The following is a 16,934-nucleotide window of genomic DNA, read 5'->3' on the forward strand; positions in this document are numbered from 1 at the left end:
TCCGATAACGGGGGAGTAGCCCATGCCAGGCATCGTGATCGTCGGAGTCCAGTGGGGAGACGAGGGCAAGGGCAAGGCCACCGATCTCCTCGGTGAGCGCACCGACTGGGTGGTCAAGTTCAACGGCGGCAACAACGCCGGCCACACGGTCGTGATCGGCGACGAGAAGTACGCGCTGCACCTGCTGCCCTCCGGCATCCTGTCTCCCGGCGTGAACGCCGTGATCGGCAACGGCGTCGTCATCGACCTCGAGGTGCTCTTCTACGAGCTCGAGGCGCTGCACGCCCGCGGTCTCGACACCTCGCGCCTGCGCGTGAGTGCGAACGCGCACATCATCACGCAGTACCACCGCACGCTCGACAAGGTCACCGAGCGCTTCCTCGGCAAGCGCCAGATCGGCACCACCGGGCGCGGCATCGGCCCGGCGTACGCCGACAAGATCAACCGCGTCGGCATCCGCGTGCAGGACCTCTTCGACGAGAACATCCTGCGTCAGAAGGTCGAGGGCGCCCTCGACCAGAAGAACCACCTGCTGGTGAAGATCTTCAACCGCCGTGCGATCACCGCGGATGAGATCGTCGACGACCTGCTGTCGTACGCCGAGCGTCTGCGCCCGATGGTGGCCGACACGTCGCTCCTTCTGGGCGACGCCCTCGACGCGGGCGACGTGGTCGTCTTCGAGGGCGGCCAGGCGACGATGCTCGACGTCGACCACGGCACCTACCCGTTCGTCACGTCGTCGTCGGCGACCGCCGGTGGCGCCGCGACCGGCGCGGGCGTCGGGCCCAACCGCCTCGACCGCATCGTCGGCATCGTGAAGGCGTACACGACGCGCGTCGGCTCGGGGCCGTTCCCGACCGAGCTGTTCGACGAGAACGGCGACTTCCTGCGCTCGCGCGGGTTCGAGTTCGGCACCACGACCGGCCGTCCGCGCCGCGTCGGCTGGTACGACGCGCCGATCACGCGCTACGCGACCCGCATCAACGGCATCACCGACCTCGTGCTGACCAAGCTCGACATCCTCACCGGCCTCGACCAGGTCCCGGTCTGCGTCGCGTACGACGTCGAGGGCGAGCGGTTCGACGAGGTCCCCGTGAACCAGTCCGACTTCCACCACGCGACGCCGATCCTCGAGTACTTCCCCGGCTGGAAGCAGGACATCTCGGGCGCCCGCACCTTCGACGAGCTCCCGCGCGAGGCCCAGGAGTATGTCCTCGCGCTCGAGGCGATGAGCGGCACGCGCATCTCGGTGATCGGCGTGGGCGCGGCTCGCGACGCCGTGATCGTGCGTCACGACCTCGTCGACTGACGCGTTTCGACTCGCTTCGCCCGCTCAACGACCGAAAGACGCGCATGAAGTTCTGGCTGGGCGGGTACACCGCCGACATGGGGGGCGACGCGTCCGGATTCGGGATGCTGCTCGCCGGCGCCGCCGACGACGGCTCCGCGGGCGGCGCTCTGGCGTTCGCCGGCGAGGTCGCGACGACCGACTCGCCGTCGTGGCTGGCGCCGCACCCCGGCTCGTCGACGGTGGCGCCGGGGGACGTCGTGTACGCGGCGCTCGAGGCGCGGCAGCAGGTGCAGGCGTTCCGCCGGACCGGGGAGGCGACGTTCACGCCGCTCGGCGCCCCGGTGGCTGCCGGCGAGGCGGTGTGCCACGTGGCGGTGTCGCCCGACGGTCGCTTCCTCATCGCGAGCTGCTGGGGCGACGGACGCGTCGTCCGCATGAGCCTGGATGCCGCGGGCCGTCCTTCGTCGCCGGTGATCGCTCCGGCGGCGACCGACCCGTACGGACCCGACGGCGCGGCGGAGCGCGCCGGCGACATCGACCTCGCCGCGGCGGCCCGCGCGCTGCGCCAGGCGGCCGGCGAGGAGTACGCGCACCTCGTCCCCGACCACGACCGCGAAGAGCCCGCTGCGACCGACGTCGGAGAGGACGCCGCGGGGACCGTCTCCCGCCCCTCACGTGCGCACGAAGCGGCGTTCCTGCCGGGCGGGCTCATCGCGACGACCGATCTCGGCTACGACGTCGTGCGGTTCTGGCGTGACGGCGCGAGCGGGCTGCGTCAGGTGCAGCAGGTCGCGCTTGCGCAGGGCAGCGGGCCGCGGCATATGGTGTGGCACCCGAGCGGGCATCTCTACGTCGTGACCGAGTACTCGTGCGAGCTGTTCGTGCTCGCGCCGGCTGCCGACGGCACGTGGATCCTCGTGGGCGGCACGCCGCTGGGCGTCGGCACGCTCCCGGGCGACAGTGCCGCCGAGCTCGCCGCGTCGCGCGACGGCGAGTTCCTCTACGCCGGCGTGCGCGGCAGCAACACCGTCGCGACGCTCCGCGTGCGGGGCGCCGGCGAGTACGTCGAGCCGGTCGCCCTCGTCGACGCCGGCGTCGACTGGCCACGGCACCACGCGGTGGTGCGCGACATCCTGCTGGTCGCCGGGCAGCTGTCGAACGAGGTCGCGTCGCTCACGCTCGACCTGCGCACGGGCGTCCCGGGACGCGTGCGGCACCGCACGGACGCGCCGTCGCCGACCTGCCTGCTCCCCGTGCGCTGACCTCGTTCCCGCGGTCAGGCCGCCTGCGGCACTGCCGCCGGGGCGAGCAGATGCTCGACCACGTACTCGGCGTCGGGTCGGATGCCGACGAGCGTGGGCGACATCACCGAGTACTGGAACGGCAGCCCGACGAACGCGAGGCCGGGCACGGCGTCGACCATCCCGCGCCGGTGCGCGACCGATCCGTCCTCCGACAGCACGCCGGGCACGTCGATCCAGCCGAAGTCCGGCAGCGAGCCGGTGCACCACACGACGTTCGCGACGTCGACCGTCTCGCCCGACTCGAGCTGCGGCATCCCGTCGCGCACCCCGGCCACGCGGGCGACCTGCGCGATCCCCGCCTTCACGAGATCGCGGGTCTTGTTGCGCACGAGGTTCACGCCGTGTCCGCGGTTGGCCTCCAGGAAGGCCCGCCCACGCTCGGTGTCGATCGTCGTCGCCCGCAGCCGCCGCAGGAACAGCCCGGCCATCAGGTTGCCGATCGGGGTGTCGATGTCGGGCGGGATCTGCCCGGGGTGCCGCCCCGAGATCGTGGTCTCATGACCGGATGCTGCCGCCTCCAGCGCGATGTCGGTGCCCGAGTTCGCAGCGCCGACGACGAGCACCGATCCCGGCTCGAGGTCTTCGGGGCCTCGATAGCCGAGCGAGTGCAGCTGATGGATCGAGGGGTCGAGCTCTCCGGCGAACGGCGGGACGATCGGCCGGTGATGCGCCCCGGTGGCCACGACGACGTGCGTCGCGACGACCTCGTCGCCTGTCGACAGTGCGAGCCGGAACCTTCCGTCGGGCTCGAGCGAGAGCCGCTCCACCCGGGTCGAGAGCCGCACGCGGGCACCCATCGCGGCGGCGCAGCGCTCGAGGTAGTCGCCGAAGCCGGTCCCCGTCGGATACTCGAAGAACCCGATGTCGAGGCGCATGCCGGGCAGCTCCGCCCAGCGCCGGGGCGTGAACAGCCGCAGCGAGCGGTAGCGTTCGCGCCACGTGTCGCCCACGCGGACGCCGGCTTCGATGACCTCGAAGTCCACCCCGCGGGCGGCGAGCAGACGTGCGGTGTGAAGGCCGGCGACGCCCGCGCCGATGACGACGGTGTCGAGTGCTGTGGTGTCCATGATGACCTCCTGACCCTCACGGTAGGAGTGGAGTCGCCGGCCCGGCATCGGCAGAAATGACCAATCTCGCGGGTCGCAGCATCCGTCCTCGGCTCAGCCCGAGCCGACCACGAGGGTGTCAGGGGGCAACGGCGAGGCCGTGCTCGAACGCATACGCCGTCGCCGCCGAGCGGCTCGGCACGCCGAGCTTCGCGAGGATGCTGCCGACGTGACGCGCGACCGTGCGCTCGCTGAGGAACAGGTGCTCGGCGATGCGCCGATTCGACCAGCCTCGTGCCACGAGTGCGAGCACCTCTCGCTCGCGCCGGCTGAGTCCGGGATCGGATGCTGCCCCCCGCGCCGCGGCGACTCGCTCGAGCCGTGCGAGGTCGGGGATCGCACCGAGGCCTTCGAGCACCCCGCGTGCGGCGTCGAACTCGAGTTCGGCCCCCTCGGTATCACCGATCTCGCGGATCGCGGCGCCGATCGAGATGCGCGTGAGCGCCGCGTCGTAGGGTGCGTCCAGCCGTCGCCACGCCGCCCACGACGACCGCAGGAGCGCCAGCGCCTCGGCGGCACGGCCCTCCGACAGCGCGACCTCGCCGTCGGCCCGCGACGACAGGGCTCTCAGATAGCGGGTGTCGAAGGCCGCCGCGCATGCCCGCAGCTCGTCTGCGGCGGCCGCCGCATCCGCCACGCGCCCACGGTCGAGGGCCACACGCACGGCCGCTGCCAGCAGCTCCGCGCGGACCGCCGGTTCGTGCGGCGCCGTGCGCGCCGCCTCGAGCCCCGCCCATGCTCCGCCGAGGTCTCCGGTGTCACGGTGCAGCAGGGCCAGCCCGGGCTGCACCTCGCGGCCGAGGGAGGCGGCACGGCGCAGCGCGTCGCGGGCGGGTGCGGATCGGCCGGCGACCCGGTGCAGGTCGGCGGCGCGGTACCACGCGTTCGCGAGCGTCTCGCTGCGTTTCTCGGTGGCGCACACCTCGTCGGCGGCGCTCGCCGCGGCCTGCCACTCGCCGCCCAGCTGGAGCACGCCCGCGCGATGCAGGGTGCACTCGCCGCGGAACGGCTCGAGCCCGCGCTGCGCATCGCACCAGTCGCCGAGTTCGCGCGTCCACACACGGGCGCGCTCGATGTCGCCGCGGCCGAGCAGGCTCGCGATCGCCGCGCAGTATGCGGGACCCGCAGCCCGGTCGCTCACCCGGCCATCGGCGATGAGCAGCATCACCCGATCGATCTCGGCGAACGCCTCCGCCATCCTTCCCGTCGCAAGGAGCGCGCGGCCGAGGCCCATCGTCCCCAGGGTCACGCCGTCGGCGTCGGCCGCAGCATCCGCTTTCTCGATCGCCGTGTGGAAGAGCGGGACGGATGCTGCCGCCTCGCCCCGCGCGAACACCCCGACGGCGACGCACAGCGCGCGGGCCGCGTCGGTCGCGGGCGTGGCGTCGGCACGCCCGCACAGCTCCATGAGCCGGGCCATCCACGCCCCGGCGCGCACCTCGTCGCCGTGCTCGCTCAGCGTGAAGCCGAGCCAGAACACGCACCGCACCGCCGCAGCGAGATCGCCGTCGTCGAGGTAGCGCAGGTGCGCCCGCTCCCACGCCCGCACCGACACGTCGTCACGTCCGACGAACCAGGCCGCCTGCCCGAGTTCGTCCAGCTCATCGCCGGCCAGCGCGGTCTCGCGTGCGGTGAGCTCGTCGAACCGGCCCGTCCAGTCCACGACGCCGGCCTCCCGGATCGCCATGCGCACAGTATGGGCGCAGCCGCAGGTGGCCGACAAGCCCTCCGCCCCGCGCCGAGCCCGCAATCGCGACGGGCCTGCACGACGGCACGGACGCTCGCCGGGCCCGTGCGGTTGCGCGCGGGTCTCGTGCGGCGCAGACGCCTGCGGAAAGACTCAGATCTTGGCGTCCTGCTTGGGGATGAAGACCTGCTTGATGATGAGGAGGATCGACGCCGTCACCGGGATCGCCACCAGAGCGCCGAGGAGCCCGAGCAGCGTGCCGCCGACCATCGCGCCGATCACGACCAGGGCGCCCGGCACGGAGATCGCCTTGTTCATCACCTTCGGGGTGAGGACGTACGCCTCGAGCTGCATGTAGATCAGGTAGATCACCGCGAAGATCAGCGCCGGCACCCAGCCGGTGAAGAGGGCGAGCGTCGTCGCCGTGATCCAGTAGAGCACCGAGCCGATGAGCGGGATCAGGGTGATGAGGAACGCGAGCACGCCCATCAGCGCCGGGAACGGCAGCCCCAGGAACAGGTGCAGCAGGAAGGCGACCACAGAGTTGCAGAACGCCAGCACCACCATGCCCATCAGATAGGCGCCGATCGAGTCGGTGATCTGGTCGGTCATCGCCGCGGCCTTCTTGCGGTTGCGGGCGGCGACGAAGCGGTTGAAGGCGACCTTCATGTTGGGAAGGCCCGCGAGGAAGTACAGGCTCAGCACCAGCACGATGATGAGGCCGGAGATGGTCGTTCCGACGCTCACGGCGAAGTTCACGACGCCGCCGCCGATCGCGGCGATGTTCGCGGGGTTGGTGAGGAACTTCTCGACCTGATCGGTGATCTGGCCCACCTGCGAGCCGAACGTGTCGCTGAGCCACCCGTAGAAGTCGGACTTCTGGAAGTTCGCGATGGTCGTCGGCAGGTCGGTGAAGAACGCGCCGATCTGCTTGATCAGCGTCGGCATCACGAGGAGCAGGATGCCGGCGAGCACGAGTGCGAACGCGGTGTACACGATGACGATCGCCCACGGGCGTGAGACGTTGTGCCGCCCGAACCACCGGACGACGGGATCGAGGCCGAGCGCGGCGAACAGGGCGAAGACGACGTAGATGATGATCGTCGAGAGGTTCCAGAACGCCAGACCCAGCGCGATCGCCGCCAATGCGCCGAGCGTCAGCACCAGACCCAATCGGAACGGGCTGTTGAGGTTCGCCCAGAAGGTCTTGCCCGCCGGCGCCTCACCCGTGAAGACCGGGGCGGCGTCGGGGTCGTCGTCCACCGAGGCGGGCACGGTGGTCTGACTGTCCGTGCCCGCCGCAGCGTCGACGGACAGCGGTTCGGCAGCCTCGGCGGCAGTGGCGCCGAGGGTGGGCGAGGCATCGGTCATGGGACACACTCTAGGACTGGGGAGTGCGCGCGAGGAGGTACGCGCGGCAAACTTCACGCGGATCGCGTGACCCCGCGTCATCCCGGAGGAGGCGCCCCCGCCCTCGGGTATCGTCGAGGGGCGAGAAGGAGCGCCATGACCGAAGACCCCACGACGACGCTGGCCCGGCTGCGCAGCAGCATCGACAACATCGACGCGGCCCTGGTGTATCTGCTCGCCGAGCGCTTCAAGGCGACCAAGCAGGTCGGTCATCTGAAGGCCGAGCACGGCATGCCCGCCTCCGACCCGGCCCGCGAGGAGCAGCAGACCGCGCGCCTGCGCAGCCTCGCCGAACAGGCCGATCTCGACCCGGCCTTCGCCGAGAAGTGGTTCAACTTCGTGGTCGCCGAGGTCATCCGCCACCACACCGAGGCGGCCGACTCCCGCTGACCTCCCGGTTCACTCGCAGCATCCGTTCCGACCCGCAGGCTCGCTCGACGAGCGGGCGGGGATCAGGGGACCGTGCGCCGGAGCGTGAGGTAGGAGATCCCGCCCAGCACGAGCGTCAGGAGGAGTCCCCATGCGGCGAGGCCGACGGCGCCCAGTCCGACCAGCGACGACACGACCTCGCCCCATGCCTCGAAGCGGGTGATCGCCCAGATCGCAACGAGCAGCAGTACGCCTACGCCGACCCAGATGAGCGTGAGCACGAGCGCCCCCGAGCGCTTGTAGACGGTGGCGGACCAGAACCCGAGCATGAAGATGAGCATCGCCATCACGAAGTAGAAGAAGGCAGCGCCGAGCGCGCCGTCCTCGACGACCCAGTCCAGGGCGAAGAAGTACCCGTTGATGCCCCAGCCGTTCGTCGCCTCCTCGATCAGCCCGCCGACGGCGAAGACCACCGCCAGCAGTGCCGCGCACATCGCCGCGGCGAGCATCGTGCCGAAGAAGAACTCCCTGCGGGTGACGCTCATCGCCTGCGAGAACGGGAAGGTCAGCGTGAGCGACGAGATCCCCACGAACATCAGCACCCACAGCGGCGCCTGCGAGCCGCCGCCGTAGAACGGGCCGGTCAGGCCCGACGAGTTCAGGATCGCGTAGATCGCGATCGATATCGCGAACGAGGAGCCGAGCACGATCAGCGGCACCCAGACGAACGTCTGCTTGTTGATCAGCTGCATGCGCACGACGTTGACGGTGCGGTTCATCGCAGCGCTCCTTCCTCGGATGCCGCGGACTCGGCCGCGTTCTGGGTGGTGCGCACGATCAGCTGCTGCAGCGAGACCGGCGCGACGTCGAGGCCGGCGGCCGCGAGCCGCTCTCGGTCGGCGAGCGACAGGGCGCCGAGGACGGTGACGGATGCCACGTTCCCCAGGCTCTCGCGGTGGATCACCTGTCGGCCGGTGACGAATGCGTCGACGGCGCTCGCGTCGCCCACGATGTTCGCGGCGCGGTCGCGCACGGCGTCCGTCGCCTCGTCCATCACGATGCGTCCGTGATCGATGACGAGCACGCGCTCGATGAGGTTCGACACCTCGTCGATGAGGTGGCTCGAGAGGATCACCGTGCGCGGGTGCTCGGTGTAGTCCTCGAGCAGCCGGTCGTAGAAGATCTGTCGCGCGACGGCGTCGAGGCCGAGGTACGGCTCGTCGAAGAACGTGATCTCGGCGCGCGAGGCGATGCCGATGATGACGCCGACCGCCGACAGTTGCCCGCGCGACATCTTCTTGATGCGCGTCTTCTGGGGCAGCTGGAAGTCGTTTATGAGCTGCGCGGCGAGCTCGTCGTCCCAGTTGGGGAAGAAGAGCTTCGCGGCGCCGAACGCGTGCTTCGGCAGCGCGTCGTCGGGATACTTCTGGCTCTCGCGCACGAAGCACATGCGCGAGAGCACCTTGGCGTTCTCGTACGGGTGCATGCCGAACACCCGGACATCGCCCGACGTCGCGAAGTTCTGCGCCGTGAGGATCGACATGACCGTCGTCTTGCCGGCGCCGTTGCGGCCGAGCAGGCCGTAGATGGTGTCCTTCTCGATGGTGAAGCTCACGTCGTCCACCGCGACGACGTCGCGGTAGCGTTTGGTGAGATTCTTCACCTCGATGACGTGGTTCCCGGTCGTCATCGTGCGTTCCCTTCCGTGGTGGTCGCGGCCTGCGCTCCGGCGCGGTCGCGGATGAGCAGTTCCAGATCATCGGGCCCGAGCCCGAGCTTGCGGGCCTCGGCGAGCAGCGGCTCGACGAAGCGGTCGGCGAATGCGGTGCGGCGTTCGTTCATGAGGAGTTCGCGCGCGCCCGGCGCCACGAACATGCCGATGCCGCGCCGCTTGTACAGCACGCCTTTGTCGGTCAGCATCGCGACTCCCTTCGCGGCGGTGGCGGGGTTGATCCGGTAGAAGGCGGCGAGCTCGTTCGTCGACGGCGCCTGCGCCTCTTCGGCGAGGCTCCCGTCGATGATGGAGTCCTCCACGCTCTCGGCGATCTGGAGGAACAGCGCCCGGCCTTCTTCGATCACATCAACTCCGCTTGGTCGGTTAGTTACTTGACTAAGTAACCATGGAAGCCGGGACGGCGTCAAGCCCCGCCCGCCGACGGCCCCGGGTGCCGCCCGCCGTGCTATCACGCGTGCGCGAGGTACCGAAACGGCCGATCGGTGTCGAATTTGCAAGCCCACGCGGCCCATGAAACGGTGGTTGAGGCCCTCCACGGGCCCCTCCCGACCAGTCCGCGGTCTCCGGTGACGCCCGAGCGTCAGACCGGCGAGCGTATGGTCGGCGGCCGCGGCGCGGATCCGACATCCGCTGCAGGAACGGCCGCCACCCGGGCGCGACCGATGCAGCTCCTGCACCGGAGCTGCCGAGGTGCACAGTGACCGTTCCGCCTGCCATCGAGGCGAGGAGCCTTTTCAAGGTCTTCGGACGCAATCCCAGGGAAGCCGTCAAGCGGCTCCGTGCCGGCGCCACGCGCGCCGACGTCGCCGACGCCGGCTCCGCCGCCGTGATCGACGCCAGCTTCACCGTCCAGCCCGGGGAGATCTTCGTGATCATGGGGCTCTCGGGCTCCGGCAAGTCCACGGTACTGCGCATGCTCAACGGGCTGCTGCCGCCGACCGCCGGCGACGTCTTCGTGCAGGGACAGAGCGTCACCGATGCCTCTGCCAAAGCGCTGCGGGGCATCCGTCAGCGTTCGATCTCGATGGTGTTCCAGCACTTCGCGCTGCTGCCGCACCTCACCGTGCTCGACAACGCCGCGTACGCCCTCGAGATCCAGGGCGTCGGACGCGACGAGCGCCGCGCGCGGGCGCGCGAGATCCTCGACAAGGTCGGCCTCGGCGATCGCGCCGACGCGATGCCCGACGAGCTCTCGGGCGGCATGCGCCAGCGCGTGGGCCTTGCCCGGGCGCTCACGTCGGGCACCGACATCCTGCTCATGGACGAAGCCTTCTCGGCCCTCGACCCGCTCATCCGCCGCGAGATGCAGGAGCAGCTCATCGAGCTGCAGCGCGAGCTCGGCCGCACCATCGTGTTCATCACGCACGATCTCAACGAGGCGATGTTCCTCGGCGACCGCATCGCGGTGATGCGCGACGGCCGCATCGTGCAGAACGGCACGCCCGAAGAGATCCTCACCGACCCGGCCAACGACTACGTCGCCCAGTTCGTGCAGGACGTCGATCGTGCGCGAGTGCTCACCGCCGGCTCGGTCATGGCTCCGCCGGTCGCCACGACGCCGGTGAGCGCCGGCGTCCGCGGCGCGCTCCGTGTCATGCGCGACCTCCAGGTCGGCTCGGTGTCGGTCATCGAGAACCGGCGTTTCCTCGGCTCGGTGACCGACCGCGCGGTCATCCGCGCCGTCAAGGACGGCCGCACCGACCTGCGCTCGCTCGTGCGCAACGGCCGGCCGGCCGTGCACGTCGATGATCCGCTCACCGACGTCGTCGAGCGCGCGGTCGAGAGCCCCGTGCCGGTCGCCGTCATCGACGACGCCGGCCGGCTCGTCGGCACGATCCCCCGTGTGACCCTGCTCGCCGCCCTCGGAGACGTCCCGCCGGTGACCCGTGAGAACCCCATCATCGACGTGCCCGCCACCGTCCCGGCGAGCGTCATGACTGAGACCCTCGAAGTCGTCGACCAGACCGGCGCCGTGCCGGCCGGCCGTGCGGCCGCGCCGACGGAGGTCGGCGCCCACGAACACTCCGCCGCGGAAGGAGCCCTGCGATGAACGACCTGATCCGCCTCCCGCTGGGCGACGTCGTCGAGACCGGTGTCCGTTGGGTGATCGACGCGCTCGGCGGCTTCTTCGACGTGGTCGCCGTGATCTTCCGCGGCCTCTACGACTGGCTCGACGCCTCTCTGTCGACACCGCCGTTCTGGGCCGTGATCCTCGTGATCGCCGCGTTCGCCTACTGGTCGAAGGGCCTCATGCTCGCCGTCGGCAGCGCCCTCGGCCTGCTCGTGATCGTCGCGGTCGGCCAGTGGTCCAACGCGATGGACTCCCTCGCGCTCGTGATCCTCGCCGCCGTCGTGGCGATCGCGATCGCCGTGCCGCTCGGCATCTGGGCCGCGCGCAGCGACCGCGTCTCGAAGACGCTGCGTCCGGTGCTCGACTTCCTGCAGACGATGCCCGCCTTCGTCTACCTCATCCCCGCGATGCTCATCTTCGGCGTCGGCCCCGTGCCCGGCATGGTCGCGACCATCGCGTTCGCGCTCGCGCCCGGCGTGCGCCTCACCGAGCTGGGCATCCGCGGCGTCGACCCCGAGATCGTCGAGGCCGGACACGCCTTCGGCGCCTCGCCCGGGCGCATCCTGCGCCAGATCCAGCTGCCTCTCGCCCTTCCGAGCATCATGGCCGGCGTCAACCAGGTCATCATGCTGAGCCTGTCGATGGTCGTCATCGCGGGCATGGTCGGCGCCGGCGGCCTCGGCGGCCAGGTCGTGCAGAGCCTCAGTCGCATCGACATCGGGCTCGGCGTCGAAGCGGGCCTCTCGGTCGTCATCCTGGCGATGATCCTCGACCGCGTCACGTCGGGCTTCTCCCAGCCGCGCGCCCGCAAGCCTCGCGCCGCCGGCGACACGAAGGCGGACAGGGATGCTGCCACCCCGGCATCCGCGACCCCGAAGCCCGCGCAGACCGAGGCTGCAGCTGGGCCCACGCGCCCTGAGGCTCCGGGCGACGCGCCAGCGGCGCCTGGAGGGGGCGTGGGGACCATTCCCGATGCTCCCGCTGAGCGACCCGAGCCCGTCCGGGCCTGACCCGACAGGAGAGGAACCGACATGACCAAGCGACGCATCATCGCCGCCGGACTCGCCCTGGCGGGGACCGCCGCCCTGCTCGTCAACGGCGCGCTCGTGCAGACGGGCGTGGGCGGCTCCGACAAGGGGCACCTGACGATCGCCGTGTTCAACGGCTGGGACGAGGGCATCGCGGCGTCCGAGCTGTGGAAGGCCGTCCTCGAGGAGAAGGGCTACACCGTCGACCTCGAGTACGCCGATCCCGCGGCCGCGTACACCGGCATCGCGAAGGGCGACTACGACCTGACGCTCGACACGTGGCTGCCGCTCACGCACGCGGACTACATGGAGACGTACGGCGACGACCTCGTCGACCTCGGAGCCTGGAACGACGAGGCCAAGCTCACGATCGCCGTGAATGAGGACGCGCCCATCGACTCGCTCACCGAGCTCGCCGCGAACGCCGACGTGTTCGGCAACCGGCTGGTCGGCATCGAAGCGGGGTCGGGGCTCGTGACCGTCACGCAGAACGACGTGATCCCGGGCTACGGACTCGAGGGCATGGAGTTCGTGACGTCGTCCACGCCCGCGATGCTCACCGAGCTGCAGGCGGCGACGGACGCCGGACGCGACGTCGCCGTCACCCTCTGGCGGCCGCACTGGGCGTACAACGCGTTCCCGCTGAAGGACCTCGAAGACCCCGACGGGCTGCTCGGCGACGCCGAGGGCATCCACACCGTGGCATCGACGTCGTTCGCCGACGAGTTCCCCGAGATCTCGGACTGGCTCGAGGCGTTCCGCATGGACAACGAGCTGCTGTACTCGCTCGAAGACGCCATGTTCGGCGAGTACGACGGCGACGACTACGGCCCCGTCGTGGCGAAGTGGGTCGCCGACAACCAGGACTGGGTCGACGGCCTCACCCGCTGACTGGCGGCCGTCATGCCCGCACCGCAATAGGGTGTGGGCATGACGGTGGCCTTCGTTCTCGGCGGCGGCGGGGTGCGCGGTGCCGTCGAGATCGGGATGCTGCGGGCCCTGCTCGAGTCCGGCATCCGCCCGGATCTCGTGGTCGGCACGTCGATCGGCGCCATCAACGGCGCCCTGGTCGCGAGCGACCCCACCCCGGCCGTGATCGAACGCCTGCTCGACGCCTGGACCTCGCCCGAGGCGAACGCCGTCTACGGCGACTCGCTGTTCGCCCAGTTCACGCGCCTGGTGAAGACCAAGACGCACCTGAATTCGCCGGCGCCGCTGCGGCACCTGCTCGAGCGGTCCCTCGGCGCCGACACGACCTTCGAGGACCTCGCCGTCCGGCTGCGCGTGGTCGCTGCGAGCATCGAGCGCGCCGCCGAGCACGTGTTCGAGTCGGGTCCGCTCATCGAGGCGATCCTCGCGTCGGCCTCGGTGCCGGGACTGCTCCCGCCCACACGCATCGGCGACGAGCACTTCATCGACGGCGGCATCGTCAACTCGATCCCCATCGAGCAGGCGGTCGAGGTCGGTGCGACGACGGTCTACGTGCTGCAGGTCGGCCGCATCGAGACGCCGCTGGTCGCTCCGCAGTCGGCCGTCGACACCGCGCGCGTGGCTTTCGAGATCGCCCGCCGCCACCGCTACGCCCGCGACGTCGCGACGCTTCCGGAGGGGGTCGCCCTGCACGTGCTCCCGAGCGGTGGCGGCCTCGACGGCGATGACTCGCTGATGTCCTACCGCCGCATGGACACCGTCCACCGGCGCATCGACGCGGCCTACGAGGCCAGCCGCGCGTTCCTCGCCGAGCGAGGGCTGGGTGCCGAGAGGGGGGATTCGTGATGCGGATGCTGCCCACCTGGGTGCGCCGCATCCTGCTCGCTCCGCTCGTGATCGTGGCTGCGCTCGTCATGCTGGTGCTCACACCGCTGTGGCTGCTCGCTGCGCTCGCGCTCACCTCCCTCGTGCCGGGGCGGTTCCGGCTGCCGCGCGTGCTGTGGCTCGTGACCGTGTACCTGCTGTGGGACGCGATGCTCGTTGTCGCCCTGTTCGCCCTCTGGATCGCCTCGGGCTTCGGGTACGCGCTGCGCCGGCCGGGCTTCGTCACCGCCCACTATCGCCTCGGCGCCTGGGCGCTGCGGCTCCTGTTCTGGATCTTCGGCGGCGTGCTGCGGCTGACGATCACGACGACCGGCGCGGACGACGCGGATCCCGCGACCGGCCGGTCCGCGTTCGACGCGCTCCTCGCCCCCGGCACCCCGCTCGTTGTGGCGAGCCGGCACGGCGGCCCGGGCGACTCGTTCATCCTGATCCACACGCTGCTCAACGAGGTCGCGCGCCGGCCGCGCATCGTGCTCAAGTACACGCTGCAGTGGGATCCGGCGATCGACATCCTGCTGCACCGCATCCCCGCGCGGTTCATCGTGCCGTCGGGGTTCGGTCACGGGCGCAATGGCGGCGGCGCTTCGGTGGAGGCAGCACTTCGCGACCTCGCGACCGACCTCGGCCCCCGGGACGCGTTCGTGATCTTCCCCGAAGGCGGCCAGGTCAGCCCGACGAGGCGGCGCTCGCGTATCAAGCGGCTGCGCGACGCCGGCCGTGAGGCCATGGCCGAACGCGCCGAGGCGATGACGCACGTGATGGCGCCGCAGCCGGGCGGCATGCACGCGGCGCTGGATGCCTCACCCGACGCCGACGTCGTGTTCATCGCCCACACCGGACTCGACCGACTGCACACGCTGCGTGACGTCTGGCGCGAGCTGCCGATGGACAAGGGCATCACGATGCGCGCGTGGCGCGTGCCCCGGTCGGAGATCCCCGAGGACCTCGACGCCCGCGCCGCGTGGCTCTTCGACTGGTTCGCCCGCATCGACGGGTGGATCGACGCCCACCCCGAGCTCGCCGCCTGACGCCGTCGCGGAGTCCCGGGCGTGCCGTCTCGCCCCATCCTCGCGTGGCACGTGACGGACGGGTTCCGTCGTTCTTGCTCGCGCGCTCATCGATGGGTGGCACCACTCCTGGGGATAAGGACGCGGGTGACGTCCTTATCCCCAGGAGTCATCGGCCGCGGCCGTTGCGTACGGGGCCGTTCTCCATCGGCGGTGCCACCTGTCGATCGAGCGAGGAACGAACTCCTCGAGATCTCCGGGTGGGCGGGCGGATCACCGGTGGGGCTTGGGGTGTGTCACGCGGCCGGGCGAATCGCCGTTCGTGCGCGACGGCACCGGCCACGTCGCACCCGGAGGCGGGGTCGTGCTCGGGCGCTTCGGCGGGAAAAGCGGCTCGGGCTCGGGCTCGGGCGAGTCCGGAGCCTCCGCGCGCGGCAGGGACGCAGCATCCGTCACCGTCGTCGTGGCGGAGGTGACGGGCCCGAGCTCGAGCATCACCTTCTTCTCGAGCACCTCGATGGCTTCGTCCGAGATGGAGATGAGTCCGTCGAGCTCCTCGCGCACGCGGCGGTAGGCGAGCTGGCGCTCGGCCGGCGTCGCGGCCTCGTCGATCGCGACGGTGAGGAGCTTCTTGGCGGTGTCGAGGCGCTTGCGCTCGTCGTCGGTGAACGTCGAGTCGCGCAGGCGCCGCGCGTCGCGCTCGGCGACGTCGAAGGCGACCTCGAAGTCGGCGACGGCGTTGCGGTACTCGGCGAGCTGCTCCTTCGACAGGCGTGCCTTCGCCGAGGCGGGGCGGAGTCCGTCTGCGATGCGCTTGGCGCGCAGGAATGCGGCCGTCAGGGGCTGACGCCCGTCGCTCATGGCCGGGAACGCGATGATCTTCGCGACGTCGAGCTCGTACTCGAGCCAGCGCGCCGTGACCGCGTCGTGCGTCGCGAACAGTCGCTCGAGCTGGGTCACCTGCGTCTCGCGGGAGGCCGACCCGGCCTGCGAAGCCGTCACGGTCGCGGTCGCCCCGGTGATCGGAGGGAGGGATGCCGCCGGCACCGCCTTGCCGCGCGCCGCGGCTTGGGCGGCTTTGAGCTCGGCCTTCGCGTGCATCACCTCGAGGCGGCGCTTGTGGCGCATGCGCGCGCCACGCTCCCAGGCATTGCCGACCATGCCGAGGACACCCATGAGCGGGAAGACGAGCCACCAGAAGTTGCCCGCGAACTCCCAGAACGCTTGCACACTGTCATGCTAACGGCCGGTCGCCGCCGCGTGGTCGGCTCAGGGCACCCTGCCAGCGGGCGGCTCGTTCGTTCGGGGTGGGGGGATCCGTGCGATGAGTGCCGGAAGGCGGTCGGCGATCTCCGACAGCACCGCTGCGGCGGCGGTGAGCCCGGCGGCGGCCGTCGCTCCGGCCGACGACGGACGCGGCGCTCCGGGAACGCCCGACTGCCGCTCCGCCTCGGCGAAGGTCGCCTCGAGGTGGCGCACCGCGACGCGGTACTCGAGGAACTGCTGCGGCGTCACGCGGTCGCGCAGGGTCGGGCGCTTCACGAGGGCCTCACGCTGAGCGCGCAGGAACACGACGGTCGCCGGATGCCGCGGGTCCGTCATCTGCGGATACGTCAGCGCCTTGTCGACATCGGTCTCGTACGCCAGCCACCGCGTGTTGACGCTGTCGTGCGCCGCGTAGAGGCGATCGATCGGCAGCGGGTCATGAGAGGAGGCGGCGCGGTACTGCGCGTACCCGGCCTTCACGCGTGTGCGGCTCGCGCGCAGTGCGAGGGAGGCGGTCTTCTCGTCCTGCCTCGCGGCCTGCAGCTCGCGCCGCGCATCGGCGGCATGCGCGGGCGGGACCGAGGAGCGGGACTTGGCGGTCAGCAGGTCGGCCTGCGCGGTGCGCAGGCGCGCTCTCGCTGCGACGAGGTCGCGGTACGCCTGCGACTCCTCCGCGCGGGCGGCATCGAGCTCCAGGCGTCGTGCCCGGCGGTTGCGCGTCGTCATGCCGGCATAGGTGGCCGCCCCGGCGCCAACGGCCGCCGGACCGATCCACCACCAGCTCGACACGATGAGGAGGATGGGCTCCACCCTGCCATGATAAACGCGATATAGCGCGGTTGTCG

Annotated in this window: 16 protein-coding genes; 8 read left to right on the plus strand and 8 right to left on the minus strand. The window is 70.9% G+C overall.

Annotation, left to right across the window (positions count from 1 at the left end):
- Positions 1–22: 22 nt before the first annotated feature.
- Positions 23–1,309, plus strand: a complete 1,287-nt coding sequence (locus tag J2Y46_RS05770; RefSeq protein ID WP_310240919.1) for an adenylosuccinate synthase — start codon at positions 23–25, stop codon at positions 1,307–1,309.
- A 44-nt stretch (positions 1,310–1,353) separates the two neighbouring features.
- A complete protein-coding gene (locus J2Y46_RS05775) occupies positions 1,354–2,553 on the plus strand; it encodes a beta-propeller fold lactonase family protein (RefSeq protein WP_310240922.1) in 1,200 nt (399 codons plus the stop codon).
- Between the two features lie 14 nt (positions 2,554–2,567).
- Here the strand turns inward: J2Y46_RS05775 and J2Y46_RS05780 are convergent, their stop codons facing one another.
- The 3 genes from J2Y46_RS05780 to J2Y46_RS05790 form a co-directional block, all read right to left on the minus strand.
- On the minus strand, positions 2,568–3,662 hold the full coding sequence (locus J2Y46_RS05780) for an NAD(P)/FAD-dependent oxidoreductase (RefSeq protein ID WP_310240923.1): 1,095 nt from the start codon (positions 3,660–3,662) through the stop codon (positions 2,568–2,570).
- 118 nt (positions 3,663–3,780) lie between these two features.
- Entirely contained in the window at positions 3,781–5,388 is a 1,608-nt protein-coding gene (locus tag J2Y46_RS05785) for a response regulator transcription factor (protein ID WP_310240925.1), read from the minus strand.
- A gap of 153 nt (positions 5,389–5,541) precedes the next feature.
- Positions 5,542–6,759 (minus strand): AI-2E family transporter, encoded by a 1,218-nt coding sequence (locus J2Y46_RS05790; RefSeq protein ID WP_045302126.1) that lies wholly within the window; start codon positions 6,757–6,759, stop codon positions 5,542–5,544.
- A gap of 135 nt (positions 6,760–6,894) precedes the next feature.
- On the opposite strand from J2Y46_RS05790, the gene J2Y46_RS05795 reads away from it, so the two are divergent.
- Positions 6,895–7,188: a chorismate mutase gene (locus tag J2Y46_RS05795; RefSeq protein WP_045302127.1), complete on the plus strand. Its 294-nt coding sequence runs from the start codon at positions 6,895–6,897 to the stop codon at positions 7,186–7,188.
- Between the two features lie 62 nt (positions 7,189–7,250).
- Here the strand turns inward: J2Y46_RS05795 and J2Y46_RS05800 are convergent, their stop codons facing one another.
- The 3 genes from J2Y46_RS05800 to J2Y46_RS05810 are packed head-to-tail and all read right to left on the minus strand — an operon-like array spanning position 7,251 to position 9,246.
- Positions 7,251–7,946: a hypothetical protein gene (locus J2Y46_RS05800; protein WP_045302129.1), complete on the minus strand. Its 696-nt coding sequence runs from the start codon at positions 7,944–7,946 to the stop codon at positions 7,251–7,253.
- Positions 7,943–8,857 (minus strand): ABC transporter ATP-binding protein, encoded by a 915-nt coding sequence (locus J2Y46_RS05805; protein ID WP_045302131.1) that lies wholly within the window; start codon positions 8,855–8,857, stop codon positions 7,943–7,945. Before J2Y46_RS05805 ends, J2Y46_RS05800 begins: the two co-directional genes overlap by 4 nt.
- On the minus strand, positions 8,854–9,246 hold the full coding sequence (locus J2Y46_RS05810; protein WP_045302133.1) for a GntR family transcriptional regulator: 393 nt from the start codon (positions 9,244–9,246) through the stop codon (positions 8,854–8,856). The genes J2Y46_RS05805 and J2Y46_RS05810 overlap by 4 nt, the downstream gene beginning before the upstream one ends.
- A gap of 353 nt (positions 9,247–9,599) precedes the next feature.
- On the opposite strand from J2Y46_RS05810, the gene J2Y46_RS05815 reads away from it, so the two are divergent.
- Genes J2Y46_RS05815 through J2Y46_RS05835 form a run of 5 tightly spaced genes read left to right on the plus strand, consistent with a single transcriptional unit; the run spans position 9,600 to position 14,844 of the window.
- The gene (locus tag J2Y46_RS05815) at positions 9,600–10,952 is read left to right on the plus strand and encodes a betaine/proline/choline family ABC transporter ATP-binding protein (protein WP_310240929.1); all 1,353 of its coding nucleotides are present in this window, start codon (positions 9,600–9,602) and stop codon (positions 10,950–10,952) included.
- Positions 10,949–11,983 (plus strand): ABC transporter permease subunit, encoded by a 1,035-nt coding sequence (locus J2Y46_RS05820; protein WP_310240931.1) that lies wholly within the window; start codon positions 10,949–10,951, stop codon positions 11,981–11,983. The genes J2Y46_RS05815 and J2Y46_RS05820 overlap by 4 nt, the downstream gene beginning before the upstream one ends.
- Positions 11,984–12,004: 21 nt before the next feature.
- Positions 12,005–12,892, plus strand: a complete 888-nt coding sequence (locus J2Y46_RS05825) for a glycine betaine ABC transporter substrate-binding protein (protein ID WP_045302137.1) — start codon at positions 12,005–12,007, stop codon at positions 12,890–12,892.
- A 39-nt stretch (positions 12,893–12,931) separates the two neighbouring features.
- On the plus strand, positions 12,932–13,777 hold the full coding sequence (locus J2Y46_RS05830) for a patatin-like phospholipase family protein (RefSeq protein WP_310240933.1): 846 nt from the start codon (positions 12,932–12,934) through the stop codon (positions 13,775–13,777).
- Positions 13,777–14,844 carry a 1-acyl-sn-glycerol-3-phosphate acyltransferase gene (locus tag J2Y46_RS05835; RefSeq protein ID WP_045302141.1) on the plus strand — a complete coding sequence of 356 codons (1,068 nt, stop codon included), beginning with the start codon at positions 13,777–13,779 and terminating at the stop codon, positions 14,842–14,844. The genes J2Y46_RS05830 and J2Y46_RS05835 overlap by 1 nt, the downstream gene beginning before the upstream one ends.
- A gap of 252 nt (positions 14,845–15,096) precedes the next feature.
- Here the strand turns inward: J2Y46_RS05835 and J2Y46_RS05840 are convergent, their stop codons facing one another.
- Both J2Y46_RS05840 and J2Y46_RS05845 read right to left on the minus strand, forming a co-directional pair.
- A complete protein-coding gene (locus J2Y46_RS05840; RefSeq protein WP_310240935.1) occupies positions 15,097–16,053 on the minus strand; it encodes a hypothetical protein in 957 nt (318 codons plus the stop codon).
- Between the two features lie 39 nt (positions 16,054–16,092).
- Positions 16,093–16,899, minus strand: a complete 807-nt coding sequence (locus J2Y46_RS05845; protein ID WP_052676934.1) for a hypothetical protein — start codon at positions 16,897–16,899, stop codon at positions 16,093–16,095.
- Positions 16,900–16,934: the final 35 nt, after the last annotated feature.

Source organism: Microbacterium sp. BE35 (assembly GCF_031457705.1).
Taxonomy (GTDB): domain Bacteria; phylum Actinomycetota; class Actinomycetes; order Actinomycetales; family Microbacteriaceae; genus Microbacterium; species Microbacterium trichothecenolyticum.